The sequence below is a fragment of the Priestia sp. MDV22-iso46 genome, from assembly GCF_058629175.1.
This window is the reverse complement of sequence record NZ_JBZVWT010000001.1, coordinates 2,256,501-2,281,546: the sequence shown is the minus strand read 5'-3', so window position 1 is coordinate 2,281,546 and position 25,046 is coordinate 2,256,501. Positions and strand designations below refer to the sequence as shown.

Here is a 25,046-nt window from a genome sequence, read left to right as displayed (position 1 = left end):
ATAGGGGGAACGTCATGATGAAAAAGAAATCGTTTTTATCACTTTTTTCCATTTTGCTTGTGCTATCGCTTTTTCTAGCGGCATGCAGCGGTGGAAGCAGTTCTTCATCTTCTAGTAATAAAGAAGGCGGAGAAACAAAAACTGAAGGTGCGAAAACAGACAAGCCAAAAGATGGCGGAACGATTACGTATGGGATTGACGGAGCGCCGGAAGGGCTTTTTGAGTACGCATTGTATGGTAGTGCATATGATAGCCAAATCTTAGAATTTATCAATGAAGGTCTCTTTACTTATGATAAGAAATTAAAGATTAAATCTGACTTAGCTACTTGGGACGTGAGTGGTGATAAATTAACTTACACGTTTAAATTAAAGAAGGGCATTAAGTGGCATAACGGAGATCCATTAACTGCAGATGATTTTAAATATACGTATGAAACGATTGCCGATAAAGACTATACAGGTCCACGCTATGTAAACGTTGAGCATATTAAAGGCGCTCAAGAATATCACGACGGCAAAGCGGATTCTATTTCTGGAGTTGAAGTAGTAGATCCGCAAACATTTAAAGTAACGTTTAAAGAAGTTCGTGTAAATAACTTAGACAATCTGTGGCCGTATCCAATGCCGAAAAAGTACTATGAAGGAATTGCTGTAAAAGATCTTGCAGAGTCCAAACAAGTTCGTAAAGAGCCTATTGGTGTTGGACCGTTTAAAGTGAAAAAAGTGGTAGCAAGTGAATATGTCCAAATGGAACGTAATGATGATTATTGGAAAGGTAAACCTCACCTTGATGGTGTTGTTGTAAAAGTACTGGATCCATCTGTTTCCGCCGGAGCATTGAAAAAAGGCGATGTCGACATTATGGATGTTCGCCCAGCTGATCTAGGGCAAGTTGAAAAGGCAGAAAACTTAGACTTTTTGGAAGGGAAATCAACTAGTTATTCGTATATTGGTCTACGATTTGGACATCGTGATCAAAAAGCTGGTAAAAACGTAGATGATTACGAAAAGTTCAAAGATCTAAAACTTCGTCAAGCATTGCTTTATGCAATAGATAGAAAAGCAATGGTAAAAGCATTTATGAACGACAAAGCGGTTGTTTCTAACACAGTTATTCCGTCTGTATTCTGGATTGCTGCTGACCAAAAAGATTTAACAAAGTACAAGTATAGTCCTGAAAAAGCTAAAAAATTATTAGCTGAAGCTGGTTATAAAGACAAGAATAATGACGGTTTTGTAGAAGATCCAAACGGAAAACCATTTACGATCTCATTCGGTCACTATGCTGGTCCAGCCAACTTCGAGGGTCGTGCGAAGGCTATTATGCAAGCATGGAATGATATTGGTATTAAAACAAAATTAGCAACGGGTTCACTTGTTGAATTTAACTTGTACAATGAAATGAAAGATAACGACGATAAGGCGTTAGAGGCGTTCTTTGGTTCTTGGGACACTGGTTCAGATCCAGATCCTACAGGATTATGGAGCTCTGATGCTGAATGGAACTATGGCCGTTGGGTAAATAAGGAATCTGATGAAATGCTTAAAGACGGTTTGAGTGAAAAATCATTTGATGATAAATACCGTAAAGATGTATATGTAAAATGGCAAAAATTCTTTAATGAGCAGCTGCCAGCACTTCCTTTATGGGAAAATATCAATATTTATGCTGTGAATAAGCGTGTGAAAAACGTAACTCTAGATCCATCAACGGTAGTTGTAGATCCGGAGAAATGGTCTGTAACGGAATAAGTATTTTAATGTAAAGGAGAGTCAACGATGCTGCAATACTCACTAAGACGTATTTTAGGGATGATTCCAATGTTGATTCTGATCTCCTTTGTTGTGTTTTCCCTGGCAAAAATGATGCCAGGGGACCCTTTTGGGGGAGAAATCAACCCTAGTAATACAGATCCAAAATACATTGAGGAAATGCGTGATAAGCTAGGATATAACGATCCTATCTACGTTCAATATTGGAACTGGGTAAAGGGAGTGGCACAAGGAGATTTAGGAAAGTCAACAACTCATAAGTTACCGACATTAGATATTATTTTAGAGCGTATGCCTAATACTATCTTTTTAGCTTTGACTTCGCTTTTGATTACGTATGTGTTTGCATTTATTTTAGGTATGTATGCAGGAAGAAAACCGTATACCTTAGCAGATAACTTTATTGCAGGATATAATTACTTTGCATTAGCGGTTCCATCGTTTATCGCAGGAATCGTAGGCATTTATTTATTTTCCTTTCAGTTAGGTTGGTTTCCATTTAGCGGTTCTGTTGAAGTAGGATTGAAAGAGGGATCATGGGAATTTATTCAAAGTAGAATTCATCACGTTATATTACCCGCGCTGATTCTTGGCTTGATGTCGACCGCGCAGTATACCCAATTTTTGCGCAATGATATTATTGAAAACAGTCGCAAAGATTTTGTACGCACAGCTAGAGCAAAAGGGACAAAAGAATCTAAAATTTATAATGTTCATATCTTACGCAACTCAATGATTCCGCTTATTACGTTTTTAGGGTTTGATCTTGTAACAATCATTAGCGGTTCTATCATTACAGAAACGATCTTTACGTATCCAGGAATCGGAAAGTTGTTTGTTGACTCTGTAGCAACTCGTGACTACTCAGTTATGATGTCGCTTACAATGTTGTTTTCAATTTTAACACTGGTTGGGAATCTGGTTGCTGATTTGTTATACGGCGTAGCAGATCCGCGTATTCGTTTGGATTAGGAGGAGAAAGTATGGAAATTGTAACGAAAAAAGATGTACAGCCAGAAGTGAATATGAAAGCTCCTAAAAACCTTTCTCCATGGGCGATTGCGCGAAAGAAGTTTGTTAAAAATAAACTAGCCATGATAAGTTTAGCTTTTATGATTGTGATTACGCTTCTTGCCATTTTTGCACCGCTGCTTACAAAAGCAGATATTACACGTATCGACTATATGGCGATGAATGCAGCGCCTTCTAGTGAGCATTGGTTTGGAACGGATACTAATGGGCGAGACGTATTTGCACGTACATTGTATGGAGGAAGAACTTCGTTACTGATTGGAGTTGCTTGTACAACACTCGTTATTTTAATCGGAACTCTTATTGGTTCGATTGCGGGTTATTACGGAGGCAAAGTGGATCAATTCTTAATGCGTTTTACAGACTTTGTATTAAACTTTCCGCTAATTGTTTTCGTTGTAGTGTTAAATACAATCCTAATTGGAAAGATCTCAGGCGTTTGGACGCTTATCCTAGTTGTTAGTTTCCTAAGCTGGGGAAGTACGGCCCGGTTGGTTCGAAGCAAAATCTTGGCTGAAAAAGAAAATGAATATGTGCTTTCAGCTGTTTCCATTGGGTGCAGCCCGTTTAAAATCATCTTTAAACATTTGCTGCCAAATGTATTTTCAACGATTGTGGTTCAAGCCAGTTTGCAAATGGCGATCCTTATTGTGTTTGAGTCAGCGATTAGCTTTATCGGTTTTGGCGTGCCGGCTGATACGCCAAGCTGGGGGAATATGCTGACAGAAGCAAGGGAATCAGATGTGCTGCAGAATAAGCCTTGGATGTGGGTTCCGCCAGGTTTAGCTATTACATTTACGATCCTAGCTATCAACTTCATTGGTGAAGGATTAAAAGATGCTTTGAATCCCAAATCTCTTCGTTAAAAATCTATCACAAAAGTGTGATAGATTTTTTTAGGTTTGTCAGACCTCCTGACAAACCTATTACTATAGAAGAAACTCGGATTTTTTTCTGCTTATAGGGGTGGATATAGCTCATGAAGCCTTTAGTAATCATTAGCACTGGCGTTATATCTGAGCTTCGAAATAAGTGCATTTGAATAATAGCCAAAAACGAAGGCATTTTACAATTGATTTTTAGAAAAATAACATCATTTGGAATAAAAATTCCTTTCTCTGCCTATACTGATGGATAACAAACAGATAGTAAGTGAGGGGTAAATTATGCTATATCTTCATGATGTATGGGTTAATTGGTTTGAAGGCGAAGAAAACGGTTATAATGTGTGTCATTTCCATGAGTGGAGAAAAGACGATTGTGTAGAACTGCTCGATCAAGCACCGTTATTAAAAGTAAATCCGCTTTTATTTCATTACATTGAAAATGATCTTTCCGAGCTACCTCAACAACTACTACAAGATGTCTATCAGAAAGCATACATTCGGAAAAATCATGAACGCACGCAGGTTGAATATTGTTTTATCGTTACAGATGGAACGAATATTTTAGCAATTGATACGATGGGATATCATATTCCGATTCGAAAAAGCCGCTTAATTCCAAGACAAGAACAGTTAGTCTATGAGATGATTGCGGATCAAGAAGAGCTAGAATATAAGTTCAGTGAAGACGAGCTGAATAAAAAAGAGCATCATATTCTTTCGCCGTCTCCTGAAACGATGAGAGGACTAACACGTAAAGAACGTCAGCTAAAACAGCTGTTATTTATGGCACTTGATCAGCTACATACAACAAAAAATACAGCTCAAATCCGCTACTGGTACACAGAGTGGAATCCAACGAAGTACGAAGACATTCAAGAGATGTCGTTTCAAGACGTATGGAATCAGCTATACGATGAAACGAAGTCAGGGTGGTCACCGAAGCATAAATTATTATGCGAGCGCTTAGTAAAAGGACAACCTTTCTTTGAAAAACTTTGGGAAATTGAACAAGAGCCAAAAGTTAATTAAAAAAACGACTGCATAGCAGTCGTTTTTTTAACGTTTACGGCCAATTCCCATTGCGTTTCGCATTTTGCGAAGCATTTTATTAGCCGTTGCATTTGCTTTATCGGCACCTTGATCTAAAATATCATCTAGCTCGCTAGAATCAACTAATTCATAATATCTTTCTTGAATTGGAGCGAGTGCTTCAGCTACTACTTTAGCTGTGTCAGCTTTAAAGTCACCATAACCTTTGCCTTCGTACATTGCTTCAATGTCTTCGATCGATTTATTGGCTAGGATTGAATGAATACTTAATAAGTTTGAAATACCTGGCTTATTTTCTTTATCATAGCGAACAATACCTTCTGAATCCGTTACGGCACTTTTGATTTTCTTTTCAATTGTTTTTGCGTCATCCAAGAGCGTAATGAAAGCTTTTTGGTTTGGATCGGACTTGCTCATTTTTTTCGTAGGATCTTGAAGAGACATGACGCGTGCGCCCACTTTTGGAATACGTACTTCAGGAATAGTGAAGATATCATTGTATTTTTTGTTGAAGCGTTCAGCTAAATCACGCGTTAATTCTAAATGCTGCTTTTGATCTTCACCAACTGGAACCAAATCGGTGTTGTATAAAAGAATATCAGCTGCCATTAATGGAGGATAAGTTAGTAATCCTGCTGATACTGCTTCTTTTCCAGCGGACTTATCTTTAAACTGAGTCATACGTTCAAGTTCACCGATATACGCTACGCACTGTAGCATCCATCCCGCTTCTGTGTGGGCGGGAACTTCTGATTGAATAAATAAAGTCGATTTTGCTGGATCAATTCCTACTGCTACATACAGAGCAGCAAGGCTGCGAATGTTTTTACGAAGTGCTAAACGATCTTGAGGCGTTGTAATCGCATGCTGATCTACAATACAAAAATGACAGTTATAGTCATGTTGAAGTTCAACAAATTGCTTCATCGCTCCAATGTAGTTACCTAAAGTGATTGTACCGCTTGGTTGAATACCTGAAAAAATTGTTTTCATCAAATCTTCCTTTCATCTGCACATATATGATGCTAATTTACGGATACAACATAAAAAGGCCCATCCGCCCCTAGCATAAGCTAGGGGCGAATGGACCGCGTTGCCACCCTAATTAGCACACATAATTGTGAACTATCTTTATTCATATAACGTTGAGGTCAACGTTCAAGCTTTGCACTTGAAAGCTCCAAAGTCCATTCTGCAGGTTTCAATGTTTGTTCTCACCAGCCACAAACTCTCTAAAAATGAAAATTCTGCATACTACTCTTTTTCACAGCTTTAATTATATAGTTATTCGTTATTATAACGCGAAAAAGCAGGAATTTAAACATCTTATCGCTAAAAAGTTTTATAAGACAATTTACTGGAATTTTTCAGCGGCAAAAAAAGACAAGAACCTTTTAATTAAAGCATTTCTTAATGAAAATTTGGTGGAGGATTTGGTAAAAATCTTTTATTTAGTATTTCTAATGGCTTTGTAATACTATTGTAATACCTATACTACAAAAAAGATTTTGGACGTCTGACAAGTAGGCACAATCCTTATAAGATAAGGTTTTTTCCCTCGTGACAAAAAAATACCATTAAATAATAGTATTGCAATAAATTTTTAAAATATTTATAATAGGCGTAACAAACATATTTTTTACAAAGGTATTACAATTTCTTAAGTTTTCAGAAAACACAAAATAGACAATGTTTTGTTTCAATTAGCGAATTTTGTAATGAATGAGTCTTCTACATATTAAGCGCATACATTGGATTTACAGCATGTAAACAATTGATGACAGTTTCATAGGGTAGAAGAATAATTTTGCAGTGAGGTCTTTAATGCTCTACTACGCGAAAAAATAACTGATTATTTTGTATTGAAAGAGGATTAAGAAATTAGTACATATCAAAAAAATATGGTTGCCACACAAACAAAATTTAATAGGGGGTAACACGCAATGAAGAAAAGGTTGTCGATTCTTTTCAGTTTGCTGCTTGTAATGAGCTTGTTTTTAGCTGCATGTGGATTTAACAAAGAATCTGGTGGCAGTGAAAATGCTAGCAGTGATGGCGGCGACAAGAAGAAAGAGCAAGAGCTTCGCGTAAACATTAAAACTGAGCCTTTTTCACTGAACCCAGGCTTAGCTAATGATTCAACGTCATCAAACGTATTATTACAAACATTTGAGGGTTTAACTCGTATCGGTAAAGATGGAAAACCTGAAAATGCAATGGCGAAAGATGTGAAGGTCAGCGATGATCAAACTAAATATACGTTTACTATTCGCGACGATGCAAAATGGTCAAATGGTGACCCTGTAACAGCAAAAGATTTCGAATATGCATGGAAATGGGCGTTAGATCCTAAAAACGAATCTCAATATGCATATCAATTATACTATGTTAAAAATGCACAAGCTGCCAATGAAGGAAAAGGTTCATTAGATGATGTTGCCGTTAAAGCAACAGATGATAAAACGCTTGAGGTAACATTAGAAAACCCAACGCCATATTTCTTAGAATTAACAGCTTTCTATACGTACTTCCCAGTGAATACGAAAATTGCTGAATCAAATGAAAAATGGTACACAAATGCAGGCGAAAACTATACGTCAAACGGTCCTTTCAAGCTTAAAACTTGGAAACATAATGACAAAATCGAGTTAGTTCCTAATGAAAACTATTGGGATAAAGATGCTGTAAAACTTAAAAAAGTTGAAATGTACATGATCAATGATAACAATACTGAACTTTCAATGTTCAAAAACGGTGAATTAGACTGGGCGGGTATGCCTACTGGTCAATTACCGGCTGATGCACTTCCTGAATTAAAGAAAGACGGTTCATTAAACATTCAAGAGATTGCAGGTACTTACTGGTACAAGTTTAATACAGAACAAAAACCTTTAGACAATGTGAACATTCGTAAAGCATTAGCTTATGCAATTGATCGTAAAGGTATTACAGAACAAATTACAAAAGACGGTTCAGTTCCAGCGATGGCGGCTGTACCACCAACAATGTTTGAAGATAACAAAAAAGGCTACTTCAAAGACAATGATGTGAAAAAAGCAAAAGAATATTTAGAAAAAGGCTTGAAAGAAATGGGCCTTAAAGATGCTTCAGAACTACCAGCAATTAAGGTTTCATACAACACGGATGAAAAACACGCAAAAATTGCACAAGCTGTTCAAGATATGTGGAAGAAAAACCTTGGCATTAAAGTACAGTTAGACAACTCTGAGTGGGCTGTTTACATTGAAAAGTTACACCAAGGAGATTATCAAGTTGGACGTATGGGCTGGTTAGGAGATTTTAACGATCCAATCAACTTCTTAGAATTGTTCCGTGATAAAAAAGGCGGAAACAATGATACAAACTGGGAAAACCCAGAATATAAAAAGTTATTAATTGACTCTCAAAAAGAAACAGATCCTAAAAAACGTCTGGAAATGTTGAAAAAAGCAGAAGGTATCTTCATGGATGAAATGCCAGTGGCACCAATCTACTTCTACACAAATGCTTGGGTACAAGACAAGCAGCTGAAAGATGTTGTGATGTCTGGACTTGGAGACATTCAGATTAAGTGGGCTCATTTTGAGTAAGTAACATCAATTGTGACAAAGGGTATATGGGGCCTGGTGCTCCATATACTTTTCTTTCTTGTGCGCGAATTTTGTAAAAATATGGAGGTGTGTCAGGGTGTTCAAATATATAGGAAAACGACTTATTTATATGTTTCTATCATTATGGCTGATCGTAACAGCGACCTTTTTCTTAATGCGTGCTGTTCCAGGAGGTCCATTCACATCAGAAAAGCAGCTTCCCCCTGAAATTCAAAAAAATCTAAATCAGTATTACGGTTTAGACCAGCCTTGGTACCATCAGTACTTTGATTATTTAACATCAATTTTAAAGTGGGATTTTGGTCCATCTTTCAAATATAAAGGCCAAACGGTAAATGATTTGATTAACGGAGGATTCCCTGTTTCATTCATGCTAGGGATGGAAGCTATTTTAATAGCAATTGCTATTGGTGTAGTACTTGGTGTTATTGCTGCTTTAAAACATAATAAGTGGCAAGATTACACGGCGATGGTTATTGCAGTTCTAGGAATCTCAGTTCCGAGTTTTATCATGGCAGCGGTATTACAATACGTTCTGGCTATGAAACTACAAATTTTTCCGGTTGCACGCTGGGAATCTTGGGCACACACGGTGTTACCAGCTCTCGCGCTTGCTTCAACCCCTATGGCATTTATCGCACGATTAACTCGTTCGAGTATGCTTGAAGTATTAAGCAATGATTATATTCGTACAGCGAAAGCAAAAGGTTTAAGCAGAGGCGTTATTACAGTTAAGCACGCCATGCGAAATGCGATGCTTCCAGTCGTATCCTATATGGGACCTTTAGTAGCAGGGATTTTAACGGGTAGCTTTGTTATTGAAAAAATATTTGGTATCCCGGGATTAGGTTCACACTTTGTACTCAGTATCTCAAACCGAGATTACACAACGATTATGGGCGTAACGGTGTTCTACAGTATTTTACTACTTTTTTGTATCTTGCTTGTAGATATTGCATACGGCTTCATTGACCCTCGAATTAAACTTACAGGTGCTAAGAAAGGAGAGTAACTATGCAGCAACTTCCGAAAATTCCTAAAGAAATGTTTGAAACAGCAGGGATTGACCGCGCTCAGGCAGAAAAGATTGAAAAACCGAGTCTTTCATTCTGGCAAGATGTTTTTATTCGTTTTCGCAAAAACAAGCTTGCTATGTTTGGTGTAGTACTAATGGTTCTCCTTGTTTTTATGGCTATATTTGGTCCATTGATGGTGAAATATGATTATGCAACCAATGATTTACTGAATGCTAATCAGGCTCCATCTTCTGAGCACTGGTTCGGTACAGATGAATTAGGGCGTGATGTTTTTGCTCGTACGTGGGAAGGCGCTCGTATTTCATTATTTATCGGGTTAGCAGCAGCTTTAATTGATTTATTCATCGGCGTAGTTTGGGGAAGCATCTCTGGATACCGCGGCGGCCGTACGGATGAAACAATGATGCGTGTTGCGGATATCTTATATGGTGTTCCTTACCTTTTACTGGTTATTATTTTAATGGTTATGCTTGGCCAAGGGTTAGGCACGATGATTTTAGCGATGACCATTACCGGCTGGATTAACATGGCCCGTATTGTGCGTGGACAGGTATTGCAGTTGAAAAATCAAGAGTACGTAATGGCTTCACAAACATTAGGAGCAACAACAAAACGTATTTTATTTAAACATCTTATTCCTAACGCAACAGGTCCAATTTTAGTAACAATGACACTAACGATTCCTTCAGCAATCTTTACAGAAGCATTTTTAAGCTACTTGGGACTAGGCGTTCCGGCACCGCTTGCAAGCTGGGGAACAATGGCTTCAGAAGGCTTACCTGCTTTGGAATACTATCCTTGGCGCTTATTTTTCCCAGGTTTGTTTATCTGTTTAACAATCTTAGCGTTCAACGTAATTGGTGATGGATTACGAGATGCGTTAGATCCAAAACTACGTAAGTAAGGAAGTGAACTCATATGTCACGTTTATTAGAAGTAAAAAATTTAGCTGTATCATTTAAAACATATGGCGGAGAAGTTCAAGCTGTTCGCGGCGTTAACTTCCACTTAAATAAAGGTGAAACTTTAGCAATTGTTGGTGAATCAGGATCTGGTAAAAGTGTAACTTCACAAACGATCATGCGCCTTATTCCGATGCCTCCTGGCCGAATCAAAAGCGGCGAAATGCTGTTTGACGGCATTGATTTAGCTAAGAAAACGGATAAAGAAATGGAAGCTATTCGCGGTAAAGATATCGGTATGATCTTCCAAGATCCGATGACTTCCTTAAATCCAACGATGAAAGTTGGGGCTCAAATTGGTGAAGTCGTAATCAAGCATTCCAAAGTGTCTAAAGCAGAAGCAAAAAAACGGGCAGTCGAGTTATTAACGCTTGTAGGAATTCCTTTTCCAGAACAGCGTGTGAATCAATATCCGCATGAATTCAGCGGCGGGATGAGACAGCGTGTTGTCATTGCGATGGCTCTTGCTTCTAATCCGAAGCTATTGATCGCTGATGAACCAACAACGGCGCTTGATGTAACAATTCAAGCTCAAATTTTAGAATTGATGAAAGACATTCAGAAAAAAACGGATACATCTATTATCTTTATTACCCATGATCTTGGTGTAGTAGCAAATGTAGCAGATCGAGTAGCCGTTATGTATGCTGGTCAAATTGTTGAAATGGGTACAGTGGATGAAGTGTTTTACGATCCAAAACATCCGTATACGTGGGGACTGCTAGCTTCTATGCCAAGCTTAGATAACGAGGCAGAAGAAGAGCTGGCTGCTATTCCTGGAACGCCGCCAGATTTAACGAATCCTCCAAAAGGAGATGCATTTGCAGCGCGAAATCCATACGCAATGAAAATCGATTTTGAGCAAGAACCTCCAATGTTCAAAATATCTGATACGCACTATGCGAAAACATGGCTGTTACATCCCGATGCACCAAAAGTAGAGCCGCCTGCTTCAGTTCAACGCCGCATGCGTAAAGTTGATAATGTATACAGGACACCTGTACTCGTAGCGAAGGATGGTGAATAACATGACAGATAAATTATTAGAGATTAAAGGCTTAAAGCAACATTTTTTCACAAGTAAAGGAACAATTAAAGCAGTTGATGGTCTGACGTTTGACATCTTCCGCGGAGAAACATTAGGGCTTGTAGGTGAATCCGGTTGCGGAAAGTCAACGACAGGCAGAACGATTATTCGTTTATATGACGCTACTAGCGGTGAGGTGCTATTTAATGGCGAAAATGTACATGGTCGCAAATCTCGCTCAGAGCTTAAAAAATTCAATCGTAAAATGCAAATGATTTTCCAAGATCCATATGCGTCGCTTAACCCTCGTATGACCGTAGCAGATATCATAGCAGAAGGCATTGATATTCACGGTTTAGCTAAGACGAGAAAGGAGCGTATGGCAAAGGTTCACGAGCTTCTTGAAACAGTGGGGCTTAACAAAGAACATGCAAATCGCTATCCACATGAGTTTAGTGGCGGCCAGCGTCAGCGTATCGGTATCGCAAGAGCACTGGCAGTAGAACCTGATTTTATCATCGCAGATGAACCAATCTCAGCTTTGGACGTGTCTATACAAGCTCAAGTTGTTAACTTAATGAAGAAGTTACAGCGTGAACGTGGACTAACATATTTATTTATCGCCCATGATTTGTCAATGGTAAAATACATCAGTGACCGCATCGGCGTTATGTACAGAGGTAAGATTGTAGAGCTTGCACCAAGTGATGAACTTTATCGAAACCCTGTTCATCCATATACAAAAGCGTTGCTTTCAGCTATTCCGCTTCCCGATCCTGACAGTGAAAAAACGCGTCAGCGCAAAATTTATGATCCAAGTATCCATGACTATAACGGTGAAGAACCAGAGCTTAGAGAAGTATCTCCAGGTCACTACGTGTCTTGTTCTCAAGCAGAGTTTGCCACATATACAACATAACAAAAACGATCTCACAACGAGGTCGTTTTTTTATTTAGTTATCAAAGAACACTAAGCTTCAAGTTGCAAAAAACATGTAAGAACAAGTAACATTAGCGCTTTACAGGTATTATACAGTAAAGGATTGAAAAATACTATTAAAAATTTTCAGAATTTTATATTTAAGACAAAATATCTATGTATAAACCTTATAACTAAAGGAATATAAGTGATTAATAATGTTTTATTTTGAATAATAATTCAAAAAATACAAAAAGAAGGTAGACGCATGTCTACCTTCTTTTTATAAATCTGCTAAGATATCGCCATCTTTACGATTTTTGTCAATTTTTAGCACTTGATCTGCCGGCTGATAAGACGCACCATATATTTCTTTGTCTTTGTACGTATGAATTAACTCGTACGTTTTTTTCATTTTATTTAAAATGCTTTCCTCTGTTTCAGAGGTAGGAGACCAGTATAGAATTTCCATCTGGTTAATTTCATTTGTAGCTAATGACCGGCGGTTATAGCCAATTGTTTGAGCATGCTTAAAGTCTGCACGTTTATAAAAATGCAGTCGTTTTGCTGAGTCTGAATCTTTATAGTCTACAGGCTCTACTTCTAAAATAATTGGTTTGTTATGCTGTTTTAACTCATCAATTAATTTACCACCAAGCCCTTGACCTCGAGCGTCTTTTGAAACAAAGAGGTAATCAATAAAGATAAATTGGTCTGTTTCCACGTACATTAATACGTGGTGAGGTCCTTCATTTTTATGATAAATATCGCTGCGTTCTTGTAAAAGCGTTTCGATATGCTTCTTTGATTTCATTTCTTCAATGGGAAAATATTGACTTAGTTTTTCATACCAATTCATAGCACCCTCCTACTGATCGTTTCATGATGATGTTCATAATAGTGTTTAAACAGTTATCTTATCTTTACCCTTTTTAGGGAAAAGTAAGCATCTATAATTGAAAATATAGAAGAATAATCGATTGATTATTCTTAATAGTTAGATAATTATAGTGAGGTAAGAACATATAATGTAAAAAATGGTTTTTATTATATTTCGATCGTAAGTTTATTTGTGAAAATCACAAAAAACTATCGCATTTTTTGTGATTTTTGATAAAATGAACAAAGTGAAGTTTTTTTAATATTGTATTTTATAGATGTGATAGCGGTAAAAGTGAAGGTGTGAAACTTGCAATATCAGATTATTAGTACATACACTGCCTAGAATTATTTGGCTGAAAAATAAGTTAATACTATACAAGTAGCCGCTATCGCTATTAAATGAAATGGATATGTTAGGAGAGAGAATTATGCAAGGGAACACGCAAGAAAAAGAATTAAGCCGTGGACTTGAGGAAAGACATATTAGCTTAATGTCTTTAGGTGCAGCTATCGGAGTTGGACTGTTTTTAGGTTCTGCATCCGCTATTCGGTTAGCGGGTCCTGGTATTCTTATCATGTATGGAATCAATGGTCTTATTATGTTTTTTATTATGAGAGCGTTAGGTGAAATGGCAGTACAAAATCCAGTAGCCGGTTCTTTTAGTAAGTATGCTAACGATTATTTAGGGCCACTTGCTGGTTATTTAACAGGCTGGAACTACTGGTTTATGTGGATTATTACATGTATGGCTGAAATTACAGCTGTTGGAGTATATATGGAGTTTTGGTTCCCAGGTGTACCTCAGTGGATATGGGCACTTGCAGCACTCGTTATCATGACAGGGGTTAACTTTTTAGCTGTAAAAGCATATGGCGAACTAGAGTTTTGGTTTTCTCTTATTAAAGTAGTAACGATTATCCTTATGATTGTGCTGGGACTGGGCATGATTATCTTTGGAATTGGAAATGGCGGTATTGCAACAGGAATCAGTAATTTATGGAGTCACGGGGGCTTTTTCCCGAATGGTATGAAAGGTGTTCTTTTATCACTTCAAATGGTTATGTTTGCTTACCTTGGTATTGAAATGATTGGGGTAACAGCAGGAGAGGTGAAAAATCCGGAAAAAACACTAACAAAAGCAATTGATAATGTACTGTGGAGAATTTTGATTTTTTACATCGGAGCTTTGTTTGTTATTATGTCTATTTATCCTTGGCCAGAGATTGGAACACAAGGAAGTCCATTTGTTTTAACATTTGATAAAGCTGGAATACCCGCTGCAGCAGGGATTATAAACTTTGTAGTGTTAACAGCGGCTTTATCTTCTTGTAACAGTGGAATTTTTAGTACGGGCCGTATGTTATTTAATTTAGCTCAGCACGGAGAAGCTCCAAAACGCTATGCTAACTTAACAAAAGGCGGCGTGCCTGGTGCAGCAGTTATTGCTTCAGCTGTTGTACTGCTAATCGGAGTTGGCTTAAACTATGTTGTTCCTGATAAGGTGTTCACGTGGGTGACGAGTATTGCCACTATTGGAGCAATTTGGACATGGGGAATTATTTTACTTTCTCAAATTCGCTTCCGCAAGGGATTAAGCGATCAGCAAGTAAGTGATTTAAAATATAAGCTTCCGTTCTTCCCGTATACGTCATATATCTCTCTTGCTTTCTTAGCGGGAGTAGTAGTGGTGATGGGTTTTTCTTCTGATACAAGAATAGCCCTTATTGTAGGTCCGATATGGTTTATTTTATTGGTTGTTGTCTACTATTCAAAAGGTTTTCATAAAAGATAAAAAATGAGGCTCGGACAAAAGTAGTTTCGTTGAAGAAAGATCCGAACGAGTTGAATTCTTGATTAAGAATCCAACTCGTTCGGATTTTTTTATGGTGATGGTGAACGTAGGTTTACTGTATGTAGGGCTTCTAGCTGTTGATTGGAGGGCAAGGCGAAGACTCCTGCGGGAAAAGCGAGACCCCGCAGGAGCGGAAGCAACGAGAAGGCTCACCGCCCGCGGAAAGCGAAGTCTTGCACGGAAATCAGCAGCGGTGTAACAAGCGGGATCCATACGAACTCATATATCCCATTTGTTCGCCTTTAGATTGATGTAGTTGTGTCCCAGCCGCATTTTTTTCCAAAAGAAAATGAAGGATTTATTATTTCACTTTTTGCTTTAGTGTGCTAATATATTATATTGTTAAACAAATGAAGAGATGAATGAAGAAACAAATAATTTTTACGTGTTAATAGATTAGCATCGAGCTTTCTATCTCAAAAGTTTAAGCTTTTAGAAAGCAAAAGGAGACAGAGCAAATGAAAGATAAAAAATGGGGACTTTGGTTTTTAACAGCCTTTGTAGTTGGTAATATGGTAGGCGGCGGAGTATTTATGCTTCCTTCTAATTTAGCAAACGTATCAAGTCCAATCGGTTCAACACTTGCTTGGATTGCAACAGGTCTTGGCGTATTCATGATTGCTCTTGTATTCGGGAATTTAGTCATGAGAAAGCCCGAATTAAAAGGAGGGCCTCAAAGTTATGCAGCGAATCTTTTTTCATCGCCTAAAGCAGGTAAAGTAGCAGGGTATAGCATGGCTTGGGGCTATTGGGCAGCTAACTGGGCTGCAACAGCATCTGTCATCATATCGTTTGCGGGATATTTAACAACGTTCTTTCCAGTAATGGAGAGTAAGGATATTTTATTTTCAGTCGGAAATTTTCAATTAGAAGCTGGAAAATTCATTACGTTTTTAGTATGTTCTATTGTCCTATGGGGAATTCAAGCTATTTTGCAGCGAGATATTAATAGCGCCGGTAATATTAACTTTATCACAACGGCAGCTAAAATTATTGGATTCGGTTTATTTATTGTTGTAGCGCTATCGCTATTTAGCGCATCCAACCTGGTCAGTACAGAATTTGTTAATTCAAAGGGTATAAATGTAGGATTGGGAAGTCAGGTCAATGGGGCAGCCATTGCTACGCTGTGGGCGTTTATCGGAATTGAATCGGCTGTACTGTTATCTAACCGTGCAAAATCACAAAAAGTAGTGAAGAAAGCAACGCTGCTTGGATTATTGATTTCAATGGTTATCTATGTGGGGATTACGCTTCTAGCTATGGGGATTCTTTCAACAGCTCAGCTTCAGCAGTCTCAAAAACCTTTGGTAGATACGTTAGAAATGGTGATTGGACATAAAGGTGCTTACGTAATGGCCATTTTAGCACTTATTTCTTTATTAGGTTCTACTGTTGGATGGATTGTTGTTAGTGCAGAAGTTCCTTATCAAGCAGCAAAATCAGGGTTGTTTCCACAGTGGTTTGCTAAAACAAATCAGAACAATAGTCCAGCCCGCTCACTAACATTAACAAATGGCTTAACACAGTTGTTTTTGTTTGCGACTATTTCAGGTACAGTTTCGCAAGCCTATAATTTCGCTATTGTTGTAGCTACTCTCGCTTATTTAGTTCCTTATTTCGTGACGACAGTTTATCAATTAAAGCTTATTGTGACGGGTGAGACGTACGATATCATTAAAGGATCGCGAGTAAAAGACGGAATCATTGCCTCGTTAGCACTTATTTATTCACTTTGGGTGATTAAGACAGGGACAGCTGATTTAAAAACATTTTTCTTAGGTATTGGCTTATTTGTAATCGGGCTGTTACTGTATCCTATCTTAATGAGACGAGGAAAAAGCAGCACATCAGCTATTAAATAAATAAGAGGTTATCTCAAAAGCTTTGCAGAAAAGCCAGTTCTTCTGCAAGGCTTTTTTAGTGACTGAAAAATTTGAGGAATTTGTAAAAGAAAAAAATAATAAAAAAATGAAACTAATCTACAGGTTTATTCGTAATAGTAGTGTGGTAAATAAATAATGAAGAAAATCGGCAATGAAAATAATGACAGTGAAGGAACGAACTAATGTACTAGTTCGCTTCAAAAAGTATATCATTCCGATGAAGTTTATAGTATAATGCAAATAGATATTATTTTTTAAAAGTAATTATAAAGTAGTATCGATTTTCATTATCAGTCATTAAATATTTACACTCGTTGAAGTTTGTATAAAACAACATGATTTACAGTTCATGTTTTAAATGTTATGACCGATTATGATAGAAGGAGTGAAGGAGTAAATGGTTACATTATATACATCACCAAGTTGTACATCTTGTCGTAAAGCGAAAGCTTGGTTAGAGGAAAATGATATTGGATATACAGAGCGTAATATCTTTTCAGAGCCGTTATCAATCGACGAGATTAAAGAAATTTTACGTATGACAGAAGATGGAACAGATGAAATCATTTCAACACGTTCGAAAACTTTCCAAAAACTAGACGTTCAGGTAGACGCTATGCCTTTGCAAGATTTGTATGAATTAATTCAGCAAAATCCTGGCTTATTGCGCCGTCCGATTATCATTGATGAAAAACGTCTACAAGTTGGTTATAATGAAGACGAGATCCGTCGTTTCTTACCACGTAAAGTGCGTACTTTCCAACTTCGCGAAGCTCAAAGACTTGTGAATGGTTAATTTTTATATTTGTCTGTTTAAGATTTAAATAAGAAACCAACCAAGTAACGTTTGCTTGAAGTTGGTATATAAAAAATAAGCAGCAGGGAGCCAAATGGCCTCTGCTGCTTATTTTTTGTCGAAATAGCAGGGGAAATGAAGTATATATGTAATTAGTAAAGAAAGAGAGTATTTAAACATATAAAAGTGGTGGTGAACGGATTGGAGCTTTTACAGCTAAAATATTTCCAAGTAGTTGCTAGACTAGAACATATCAGTAAAGCGGCCGAAGAGCTATACGTATCTCAGCCTGCACTCAGCAAAACGATTTCACAGTTAGAAAAAGAGCTAGGCATTCGTTTGTTTGATCGAAACGGTAAATACATTAAATTAAATCGGTATGGTAAAGCATTCTGTGCCAAAGTAGAACTTGCTTTAAAAACATTGGAAGACGCAAAGCACGAGCTAAAGGATATGTCGAACGACCCATGTGAAGAAATTCGCCTTGTTGTATTAGCTAGTTCACATTTACTTCCAGAGCTATTAAGCAGATTTCGTGAGCAATATCCTCAGGTGCGTTTTCGACTGATGCAGCATTTGACTAATTCTAATTCACAGCCTGATTTTGATTTATGTATTTCAGCTTTTCCATTAACAACCCGTCAGATCGAACATACTCCTTTGCTTCGTGAATCGATTTTGCTTGCAGTGCCTCTTGATCATCCTTTGGCCAAGCAATCACGTGTAAAGTTAAATGAACTTAAAAATGAGAAATTCATTGTGCTAAAGAAAGGAAAAGAGCTAAGGAAAATAACGGATGTAATTTGTAAGGAACAGAATTTTGTACCTCAAATTACGTTTGAAAGCGATGATCCAGCAACAGTAAGAGGTTTGATTAGAGCGAAGCAAGGAATAGGTTTTATTCCTGAAGTAACTTGGGGAGGTTCTACAGGCAAAGATGTAAAACTGCTGAAAATTGAAGAGGGAACATTTGAACGTACTATCTTTTTAGCTTGGAACAACGGAGGCTACGTGACGGATTTACAACAAATCTTCAGGCAGTTTGTGATTGATTATTTTAAACATTTACCCTCCGGTATGCCTCGTGAATACATATAAGAATCATGACTAAATGTCATGATTTTTATTTCTTTTTCGAATAAACCTAAAGTGAACAGTAGAGAAAAACTGCATTATGTCATTTTTGATATAAGTATATAACTAAAAATGCATAGGTTATTCAACTTTTTTCCTTTACACTATTTTTAAACCAGAAAGTAAACGCTTTCAATGATGGAGTGGGGAGGAAGTAATATGATAATCTTCGGTGTAGCGCTGCTGTCTATTTGCATGTTGATAGGGGTAATTGTAGGGGACGCATTAGGAGGGCTGATGGGAGTCGAAGCCAACGTTGGAGGAGTAGGGGTATCCATGCTTCTTCTTGTATTAGCGGTGGATTATTTAAAGAAGAAAAATAAGCTCCAAGTAAAATCCGAAGAAGGCATTGCTTTTTGGGGAGGTATTTATATTCCTATCGTGGTAGCAATGTCTGCACAGCAAAATGTTGTAGCTGCTCTTGATGGAGGAGGCATGGCGCTTCTTGCAGGGGTGGTAGTAGTCGTAGTAGGCTTTTTATCCATACCATTTATCAGCAGAATAGGAGAGAAAGCGAAGGTGAAAGAACAAGAAATAGAGCTTTCTATTTTACCTAAGGAGCAAATCAAATGATGAATATGATCAAAGAAGGATTAGAAAATAACGGGCTGATTACGGCATTTGCTATTATTGGGAGTGTCATGTATATTGCTTATTTTTTATCAGATAAATTAACAAAAGGAAGAGTTCACGGATCTGCTATTGCTATTATGTTTGGATTAATCCTTGCTTATATCGGTGGAGTGAACACAGGAGGAGAGAAAGGAATTTCTGATATACAGTTATTTTCAGGAATTGGTTTAATGGGCGGAGGGATGCTGCGAGATTTTGCCATTATTGCTACTGCGTTCGGCGCCAATTTTAGCGAAGTCAAAAAAACGGGAATCAGCGGGATTACGGCCTTGTTTTTTGGGGTTTTCTATTCCTTTGTAATAGGTGTAATTATTGCTCTTTGTTTTGGATATAGAGATCCCGTTGCTTTGACCACAATCGGAGGAGGAGCCGTGACCTATATTGTGGGGCCGGTTTCTGGAACTGCGATTGGAGCCTCTTCTGATATTATCGCGTTAAGTATAGCTGTAGGACTAATTAAATCCATTTCAGTTATGATTTTGACACCGATATTTGCTAAGAAAATCAAATTAAACAACCCTCGTACAGCAATGATCTATGGAGGAGTTATGGGGACGACGAGCGGTGTAGCAGCTGGTTTAGCCGCGACAGATGTAAAACTTGTACCTTATGGAGCCATGACAGCTACATTTTATACAGGTCTTGGTTGCTTACTCGTACCATCTATTCTTTTTTTACTCACAGAGATTATTTTTTAAGTGTACAAAGTGTTTTATGAATAAAAGACTGCTGTGCTCATTAAACTAAAGAAAAGGCCATACTAAATAAAAATGTTTAGTATGGCCTTTTCTTTATCATTTAGTTGAACGAAAGCTATTAACAACCATGCCGCTTATCAGCACAACAGCAATTGTTATAAACGGAATAAATGTTCCTAGAGATGTATGGTCTGCAAAGAATGAATGTAAGTTCTTTTCATGTCCAATCATATTTCCAGCAGTATAAGCTAAAATAGCTGCCCCACCATAAACGAGCAGGGGAAATCGTTCCATCAAATACAAAATGAGCTTGCTTCCCCAAACAATAATGGGGACGGATACGAGTAATCCGGTGACAACCAAGATAATATTTCCATGAGCTGCGCCTGCTACAGCTATTACATTATCTAGTCCCATTACAATATCAGCAAATACAATTGTTCTTACAGCGGCGCCTAATGTCACACCTGCACGGATTGAAGATGCATCATCACCTTCTGATACAAGAAGCTTAAAGGCAATGATCACTAATAAAAAACCGCCTATGAGCTGCAAGTAAGGAATAGTTAGTAAATAAACAGCTAAAATAGTAAGTACAATGCGAACTATCACAGCTAAGCCAGTCCCTAAAAAAATAGCTTTATTTCGCTGATATTCAGGTAAGTTGCGGCTTGCTAAGGCAATAACAATAGCGTTGTCTCCACCTAATACAATATCGATACCGATAATAAGAAGAATGGAGGTTATTAATTCTAAATCCAATAGTCTTCCCTCCCAATATGTAAGGATAAGTAGCTCATATTGCTTTATCTGTGTTCATTTTTAACAAAAAGCGTTCATAGGGTAAAGAGATTATGTATATAACAAAGTAAGGTGTAAGGTGGCTATGAGTTGTCAGAGTATTTTTTATTTCCTTTCTTTCGCATTTTGTCATAAAATAGATATACAAGGTTCACTCAAATAGTGTATGCTTGTATATCCCAAGTTAGAATGCTTTACAAAGTGAGAAAGTACATGTAATATTGCTTTAACACGGGGGTAAAATAGTCCCTTCATCGTTTAGGGGTAATGTTCGAAATGGCCGGATTACCTTCACTGATTTTTCCGAAGGGAGAGATGATAATGGAAATCGAACGCATTAATGAAAACACAGTAAAATTCTTTGTCACTTACGTAGATATTGAAGAACGTGGATTTGATCGCAATGAAATTTGGTTTAGCCGAGAGCGCAGTGAAGAGCTATTCTGGGAGATGATGGACGAAATTCATCAAGAAGAAGAGTTTGTAGCAGAAGGTCCTCTTTGGATTCAAGTACATGCGCTTGAGAAGGGGCTAGAGGTTATTGTAACAAGAGCACAAGTTTCAAAAGACGGTCAAAAGTTCGAAGTACCTGTTGGTGAAAATGATAAAATCGATATCCCTGTAGATGGAAAAATTGAAGCGTTGCTTGATCATCAAGCGAATCAAAATAAAAAAGCTGATTTTGAAGAAGAAATTATAGAAGACGAAGGGCTACAGTTCGTCGCACGCTTTCAAGACTTAGAACATTTAATTTCCTTAAGTCACCATTTAGAGTTAGATGATATTATCAACAGCATGTACGTGTTTGAAGGAAAATATTATTTATACGTTGAGTTTACAGATGATGAAGACTTTGTAGCTGAAATTGATAACATTTTAAGTATCATTTTAGAATATGCAAATGAATCAAATGTAACCGTTCATCGTTTAATGGAATATGGAAAAGAATTAATCAGTGAAAATGCACTTGAACAAGTAAAGCAGTATTTTCCTTTACGATAATAGCAGCCGATTTCATGTATATGAAATCGGTCTTTGTTTTGCCCTCTTTTTTGGAAATGCTCTCCGCTCATATCGAACAATATAGGTGGAAAAAGCAGGCGGCTGCTTCCTACACGGGAAAGTGTAGTGTTAAAATAACAAGTTTGAGGATAATAACGGCATAGAGACCTGTTATTAATGATGAAAGATTGGTTTTAGGATAGGTGAAAACAAGTTGAAAAATAGATTACAGCTTTTAATTTTTGTTATTGGTATTATTGCTTTGCTTTATTTTACAAAAGGGTATTGGGACGGTAAATTTATTGGCGTGCTAAGTATCTTAATTACGATTAGTGTTGTTTTCATCGGTCTTGTTATTTCATTAGAAAACCGTCATCCAACTCAAACGCTAACGTGGCTCGTAGTATTAGGCGGTTTCCCGGTAATAGGGTTCTTTTTTTATTTGTTATTTGGACGCAATACGCGAAAACGGCGTTTATTTGCTAAAAAAGCAAAGCTGGATGAACAGGTGCTTTTAAAGATGGAAAGAGATTCCGGTATATTAGAAAATCACTTTGAGCAGTTGGGCACCAGTAGAAAGCAAATGCTGAAGCTAGCCGTCAGGCTTAGCAAGAGTCCAATTTCTTTTTCATCAGATACGCGCGCATTGACGAATGGAAAAGAGACGTTTCACGAAATTATGGAATCATTAAAGCATGCAAGGCATCATATCCACTTAGAGTATTACATCGTACGACATGATCACTTAGGAGAACAAATTAAAGATATTTTAATTCAGAAGGTACAAGAAGGAGTTTATGTACGTTTCTTGTATGATGCCGTGGGCAGTTTTCAGCTTTCACCGCATTATATTCACGAGTTAAGAAACGCGGGCGTAGAAATGATTCCGTTCTTGCCGGTCAGACTTCCATTTCTCAATAATAAAATCAACTTCCGTAATCATCGTAAAATTGTAGTCATTGATGGAACAATTGGATTTGTAGGAGGTTTGAACATTGGTGATGAATATCTCGGGAAAAGTCGGCATTTTGGCTTTTGGAGAGATACCCATTTGATGGTGAAGGGTGAGGCAGTCCGTTCATTGCAGCTTATTTTCTTGCAAGACTGGTATTATATGACAGGTCAGACGATGCTTACTCAAACGTATCTATCGCCGGATTTAATTGACATTGATATGGAAAAGTGCGGCGGTGTTCAAATGATTGCTGGCGGACCAGACCGTGAGTGGGAAATTATCAAACACTTATTTTTTTCGATGATTACGTCTGCGAAAGAGTCCATTTGGATTGCTTCTCCTTACTTCATACCTGATGAAGATATTTTTACTTCCCTCAAAGTAGCTGCTCTAAGCGGTATAGATGTAAGGCTTCTTGTACCTCAGAAGCCCGATAAAAAAATTGTTTTTCATGCATCACGCTCTTATTTTCCGGAGCTGCTAGAAGCAGGTGTGAAAATTTACGAGTATAAAAAAGGATTTATGCACAGCAAGATTGTGATTGTTGATAGAGAAATTGCCTCTATTGGAACAGCTAACATGGACATGAGAAGCTTTCATTTGAATTTTGAAGTAAATGCTTTTTTATATCGCACAGCTAGTACTCAAAATCTTGTATATGAATATATGCAAGATTTAGAAGAAACTAATGAGCTTCACTTTAAAGACTTTGAAAAGCGGCCATTTATACAGCGGCTATTTGAATCAACAGCCCGTTTGCTTTCACCGCTATTATAATCGCTGTAAACCACATTGCGTATGCTGTAATGTGGTTTTTTTCTGAAAGAAAAGGGTTTAGTAGAAAGGTGTCGAATACAAGGATATAGCTCGCTACTATAGGAAGGAGAAATGTACGATTGTTAGTTGCACAAACAGAAGAAGGCCTCATTTCACTAGCTCAGCGCTTTTCGCTTGAACAGCTTAAGCTGTGGAAAAAAGAAAAGCAGTTCTACTGTCCCTCTTGTCAATCCCCTGTACAGTTAAAGGCAGGTACAAAAAAAATCCCTCATTTTGCTCACCTGAAAAAAACATGCGTCGCTCAGCATGAAGGTGAAACAGATTATCATCTCGACGGAAAACGAAAGCTGTTTCACTGGTTTAGTTCTCATCTTGAAGTCGAGTTAGAAAGTTATCTTCCTGACATTATGCAGCGTCCAGATCTTCTTGTAGATACGCCCTCGCAAAAATATGCAATCGAATTTCAATGTGCTTCCTTATCTTCCTCAGCGCTAACCAAACGTTCTATTCATTATGAGAAAGGAAATTATATGCCCCTTTGGATTATGGGGGCAAAAAGAATGAAGCGCTTATCCACTTATATGTATCAACTTTCTTTTCAAGAGTGGCAGTTTCTTACTCTTTCCGATTATACGCCCACACTTCTTTATTTTTCACCTTCTACTAATCAACTGTTGAAACTTGAACATCTTATTCCTTTTTCATCTCAGATTTGTTATGCACAGCTTGTCGTGCTCTCTCCTCACGAGCATACCTTTCATGATCTTTTTTCTACACATACACAACCTCAATTTTTCTCTTCATGGATAAAGAAAAAGAAGGCATGGAGAACGCATTATATCCTCTATCCTAATCAGAAGCTTCAGCCTTTTTTACACGCTCTTTATGAAAATAATATTCCTCCCTCCCATATTCCAGCAGAAGCAGGCATGCCGCTGCCTTCTTTATACATGGTTGAAACGTCTGCTACTATATGGCAAACGTGGCTGCTTCTCGATTTAATGCAGCAGAAGCAAGTAGGGGATTTAGTTACAGAAAAAGAGTTAGGCCGGCTATGGCTCTACAGAATTCGTAAGAGGCATATTGTATTTCGGTCTTTGCCGATGGCCCCTGTTGCTGTGGAACAGCCCCTGTTTGAGTATATAGAGGTATTATGCCGGCTAGGGATGCTAACGTATATAACTTCTGGGGTATACAAAATCAGAAGGCCCTACACGATTCCAAAGCAAACATCTGATGCTTTTTTAGAAGATGGACAAATGATGAAAAGGTGGTTAAATCAAGCAAAAGAAGTGACATAATCACTGAAAATCAGTACGCTTAAGAAAG

General features: G+C 37.6%; 22 protein-coding genes and 1 other annotated feature. Of the genes, 19 read left to right on the top strand and 3 right to left on the bottom strand.

The genetic code is table 11. From position 1 onward, the window contains the following. Positions 1-14 precede the first annotated feature (14 nt). The 4 genes from opp4A (at position 15) to AC4NPH_RS11530 (ending at position 4,723) form a co-directional block, all read left to right on the top strand. A complete protein-coding gene (gene opp4A, locus AC4NPH_RS11545; RefSeq protein WP_098196971.1) occupies positions 15-1,754 on the top strand; it encodes an oligopeptide ABC transporter substrate-binding protein in 1,740 nt (579 codons plus the stop codon). A 27-nt stretch (positions 1,755-1,781) separates the two neighbouring features. Beyond that, positions 1,782-2,747: an oligopeptide ABC transporter permease gene (gene opp4B, locus AC4NPH_RS11540; RefSeq protein ID WP_013055410.1), complete on the top strand. Its 966-nt coding sequence runs from the start codon at positions 1,782-1,784 to the stop codon at positions 2,745-2,747. A gap of 11 nt (positions 2,748-2,758) precedes the next feature. Next, positions 2,759-3,673: an oligopeptide ABC transporter permease gene (gene opp4C / locus AC4NPH_RS11535; protein WP_013055411.1), complete on the top strand. Its 915-nt coding sequence runs from the start codon at positions 2,759-2,761 to the stop codon at positions 3,671-3,673. A gap of 300 nt (positions 3,674-3,973) precedes the next feature. Beyond that, a complete protein-coding gene (locus AC4NPH_RS11530) occupies positions 3,974-4,723 on the top strand; it encodes a YjbA family protein (protein WP_013055412.1) in 750 nt (249 codons plus the stop codon). Between the two features lie 27 nt (positions 4,724-4,750). Here the strand turns inward: AC4NPH_RS11530 and trpS are convergent, their stop codons facing one another. After that, positions 4,751-5,740, bottom strand: a complete 990-nt coding sequence (gene trpS / locus AC4NPH_RS11525) for a tryptophan--tRNA ligase (RefSeq protein ID WP_491938719.1) — start codon at positions 5,738-5,740, stop codon at positions 4,751-4,753. A gap of 76 nt (positions 5,741-5,816) precedes the next feature. Further along, positions 5,817-6,021, bottom strand: a binding site (T-box leader). Between the two features lie 666 nt (positions 6,022-6,687). Between trpS and AC4NPH_RS11520 the strand changes: the two genes are divergently transcribed. From AC4NPH_RS11520 to AC4NPH_RS11500, 5 genes are all read left to right on the top strand, one after another. Further along, entirely contained in the window at positions 6,688-8,334 is a 1,647-nt protein-coding gene (locus AC4NPH_RS11520) for a peptide ABC transporter substrate-binding protein (protein ID WP_013055414.1), read from the top strand. A gap of 97 nt (positions 8,335-8,431) precedes the next feature. Continuing rightward, positions 8,432-9,367 (top strand): ABC transporter permease, encoded by a 936-nt coding sequence (locus tag AC4NPH_RS11515; RefSeq protein ID WP_013055415.1) that lies wholly within the window; start codon positions 8,432-8,434, stop codon positions 9,365-9,367. Positions 9,368-9,369: 2 nt separating this feature from the next. After that, positions 9,370-10,296, top strand: a complete 927-nt coding sequence (locus AC4NPH_RS11510) for an ABC transporter permease (RefSeq protein WP_013055416.1) — start codon at positions 9,370-9,372, stop codon at positions 10,294-10,296. Positions 10,297-10,310: 14 nt separating this feature from the next. Beyond that, entirely contained in the window at positions 10,311-11,381 is a 1,071-nt protein-coding gene (locus AC4NPH_RS11505; RefSeq protein ID WP_013055417.1) for an ABC transporter ATP-binding protein, read from the top strand. 1 nt (position 11,382) lies between these two features. After that, entirely contained in the window at positions 11,383-12,300 is a 918-nt protein-coding gene (locus tag AC4NPH_RS11500; RefSeq protein ID WP_029324759.1) for an ABC transporter ATP-binding protein, read from the top strand. Positions 12,301-12,583: 283 nt separating this feature from the next. Here AC4NPH_RS11500 and AC4NPH_RS11495 read toward each other — a convergent pair whose 3' ends face one another. After that, positions 12,584-13,159 (bottom strand): GNAT family N-acetyltransferase, encoded by a 576-nt coding sequence (locus AC4NPH_RS11495; protein ID WP_013055419.1) that lies wholly within the window; start codon positions 13,157-13,159, stop codon positions 12,584-12,586. A gap of 451 nt (positions 13,160-13,610) precedes the next feature. Between AC4NPH_RS11495 and AC4NPH_RS11490 the strand changes: the two genes are divergently transcribed. The 7 genes from AC4NPH_RS11490 (at position 13,611) to madM (ending at position 20,182) form a co-directional block, all read left to right on the top strand. Then, positions 13,611-14,975 (top strand): amino acid permease, encoded by a 1,365-nt coding sequence (locus AC4NPH_RS11490; protein WP_491938718.1) that lies wholly within the window; start codon positions 13,611-13,613, stop codon positions 14,973-14,975. A 58-nt stretch (positions 14,976-15,033) separates the two neighbouring features. Then, positions 15,034-15,234 carry a hypothetical protein gene (locus AC4NPH_RS11485; RefSeq protein ID WP_171843207.1) on the top strand — a complete coding sequence of 67 codons (201 nt, stop codon included), beginning with the start codon at positions 15,034-15,036 and terminating at the stop codon, positions 15,232-15,234. A gap of 259 nt (positions 15,235-15,493) precedes the next feature. Then, a complete protein-coding gene (locus tag AC4NPH_RS11480) occupies positions 15,494-16,900 on the top strand; it encodes an amino acid permease (protein WP_013055421.1) in 1,407 nt (468 codons plus the stop codon). A 418-nt stretch (positions 16,901-17,318) separates the two neighbouring features. Beyond that, positions 17,319-17,717: a transcriptional regulator SpxA gene (spxA, locus tag AC4NPH_RS11475; RefSeq protein WP_013055422.1), complete on the top strand. Its 399-nt coding sequence runs from the start codon at positions 17,319-17,321 to the stop codon at positions 17,715-17,717. 201 nt (positions 17,718-17,918) lie between these two features. Further along, entirely contained in the window at positions 17,919-18,815 is an 897-nt protein-coding gene (locus AC4NPH_RS11470) for a LysR family transcriptional regulator (protein ID WP_013055423.1), read from the top strand. Positions 18,816-19,010: 195 nt separating this feature from the next. After that, positions 19,011-19,424, top strand: coding sequence for a malonate transporter subunit MadL (gene madL / locus AC4NPH_RS11465; RefSeq protein ID WP_013055424.1), 414 nt, complete (start codon positions 19,011-19,013; stop codon positions 19,422-19,424). Further along, positions 19,421-20,182 carry a malonate transporter subunit MadM gene (gene madM / locus AC4NPH_RS11460; protein ID WP_013055425.1) on the top strand — a complete coding sequence of 254 codons (762 nt, stop codon included), beginning with the start codon at positions 19,421-19,423 and terminating at the stop codon, positions 20,180-20,182. Before madL ends, madM begins: the two co-directional genes overlap by 4 nt. A 96-nt stretch (positions 20,183-20,278) precedes the next feature. Here the strand turns inward: madM and AC4NPH_RS11455 are convergent, their stop codons facing one another. Next, a complete protein-coding gene (locus AC4NPH_RS11455) occupies positions 20,279-20,944 on the bottom strand; it encodes a TerC family protein (RefSeq protein ID WP_013055426.1) in 666 nt (221 codons plus the stop codon). Positions 20,945-21,304: 360 nt separating this feature from the next. Here AC4NPH_RS11455 and mecA point away from each other — a divergent pair, with 360 nt between their 5' ends. The 3 genes from mecA (at position 21,305) to AC4NPH_RS11440 (ending at position 25,018) form a co-directional block, all read left to right on the top strand. Continuing rightward, positions 21,305-21,985 (top strand): adaptor protein MecA, encoded by a 681-nt coding sequence (gene mecA, locus AC4NPH_RS11450; protein WP_013055427.1) that lies wholly within the window; start codon positions 21,305-21,307, stop codon positions 21,983-21,985. A gap of 214 nt (positions 21,986-22,199) precedes the next feature. Then, positions 22,200-23,717, top strand: coding sequence for a cardiolipin synthase (cls, locus tag AC4NPH_RS11445; RefSeq protein ID WP_013055428.1), 1,518 nt, complete (start codon positions 22,200-22,202; stop codon positions 23,715-23,717). Positions 23,718-23,836: 119 nt separating this feature from the next. Beyond that, positions 23,837-25,018, top strand: coding sequence for a competence protein CoiA (locus tag AC4NPH_RS11440; RefSeq protein ID WP_029324772.1), 1,182 nt, complete (start codon positions 23,837-23,839; stop codon positions 25,016-25,018). Positions 25,019-25,046 lie beyond the last annotated feature (28 nt).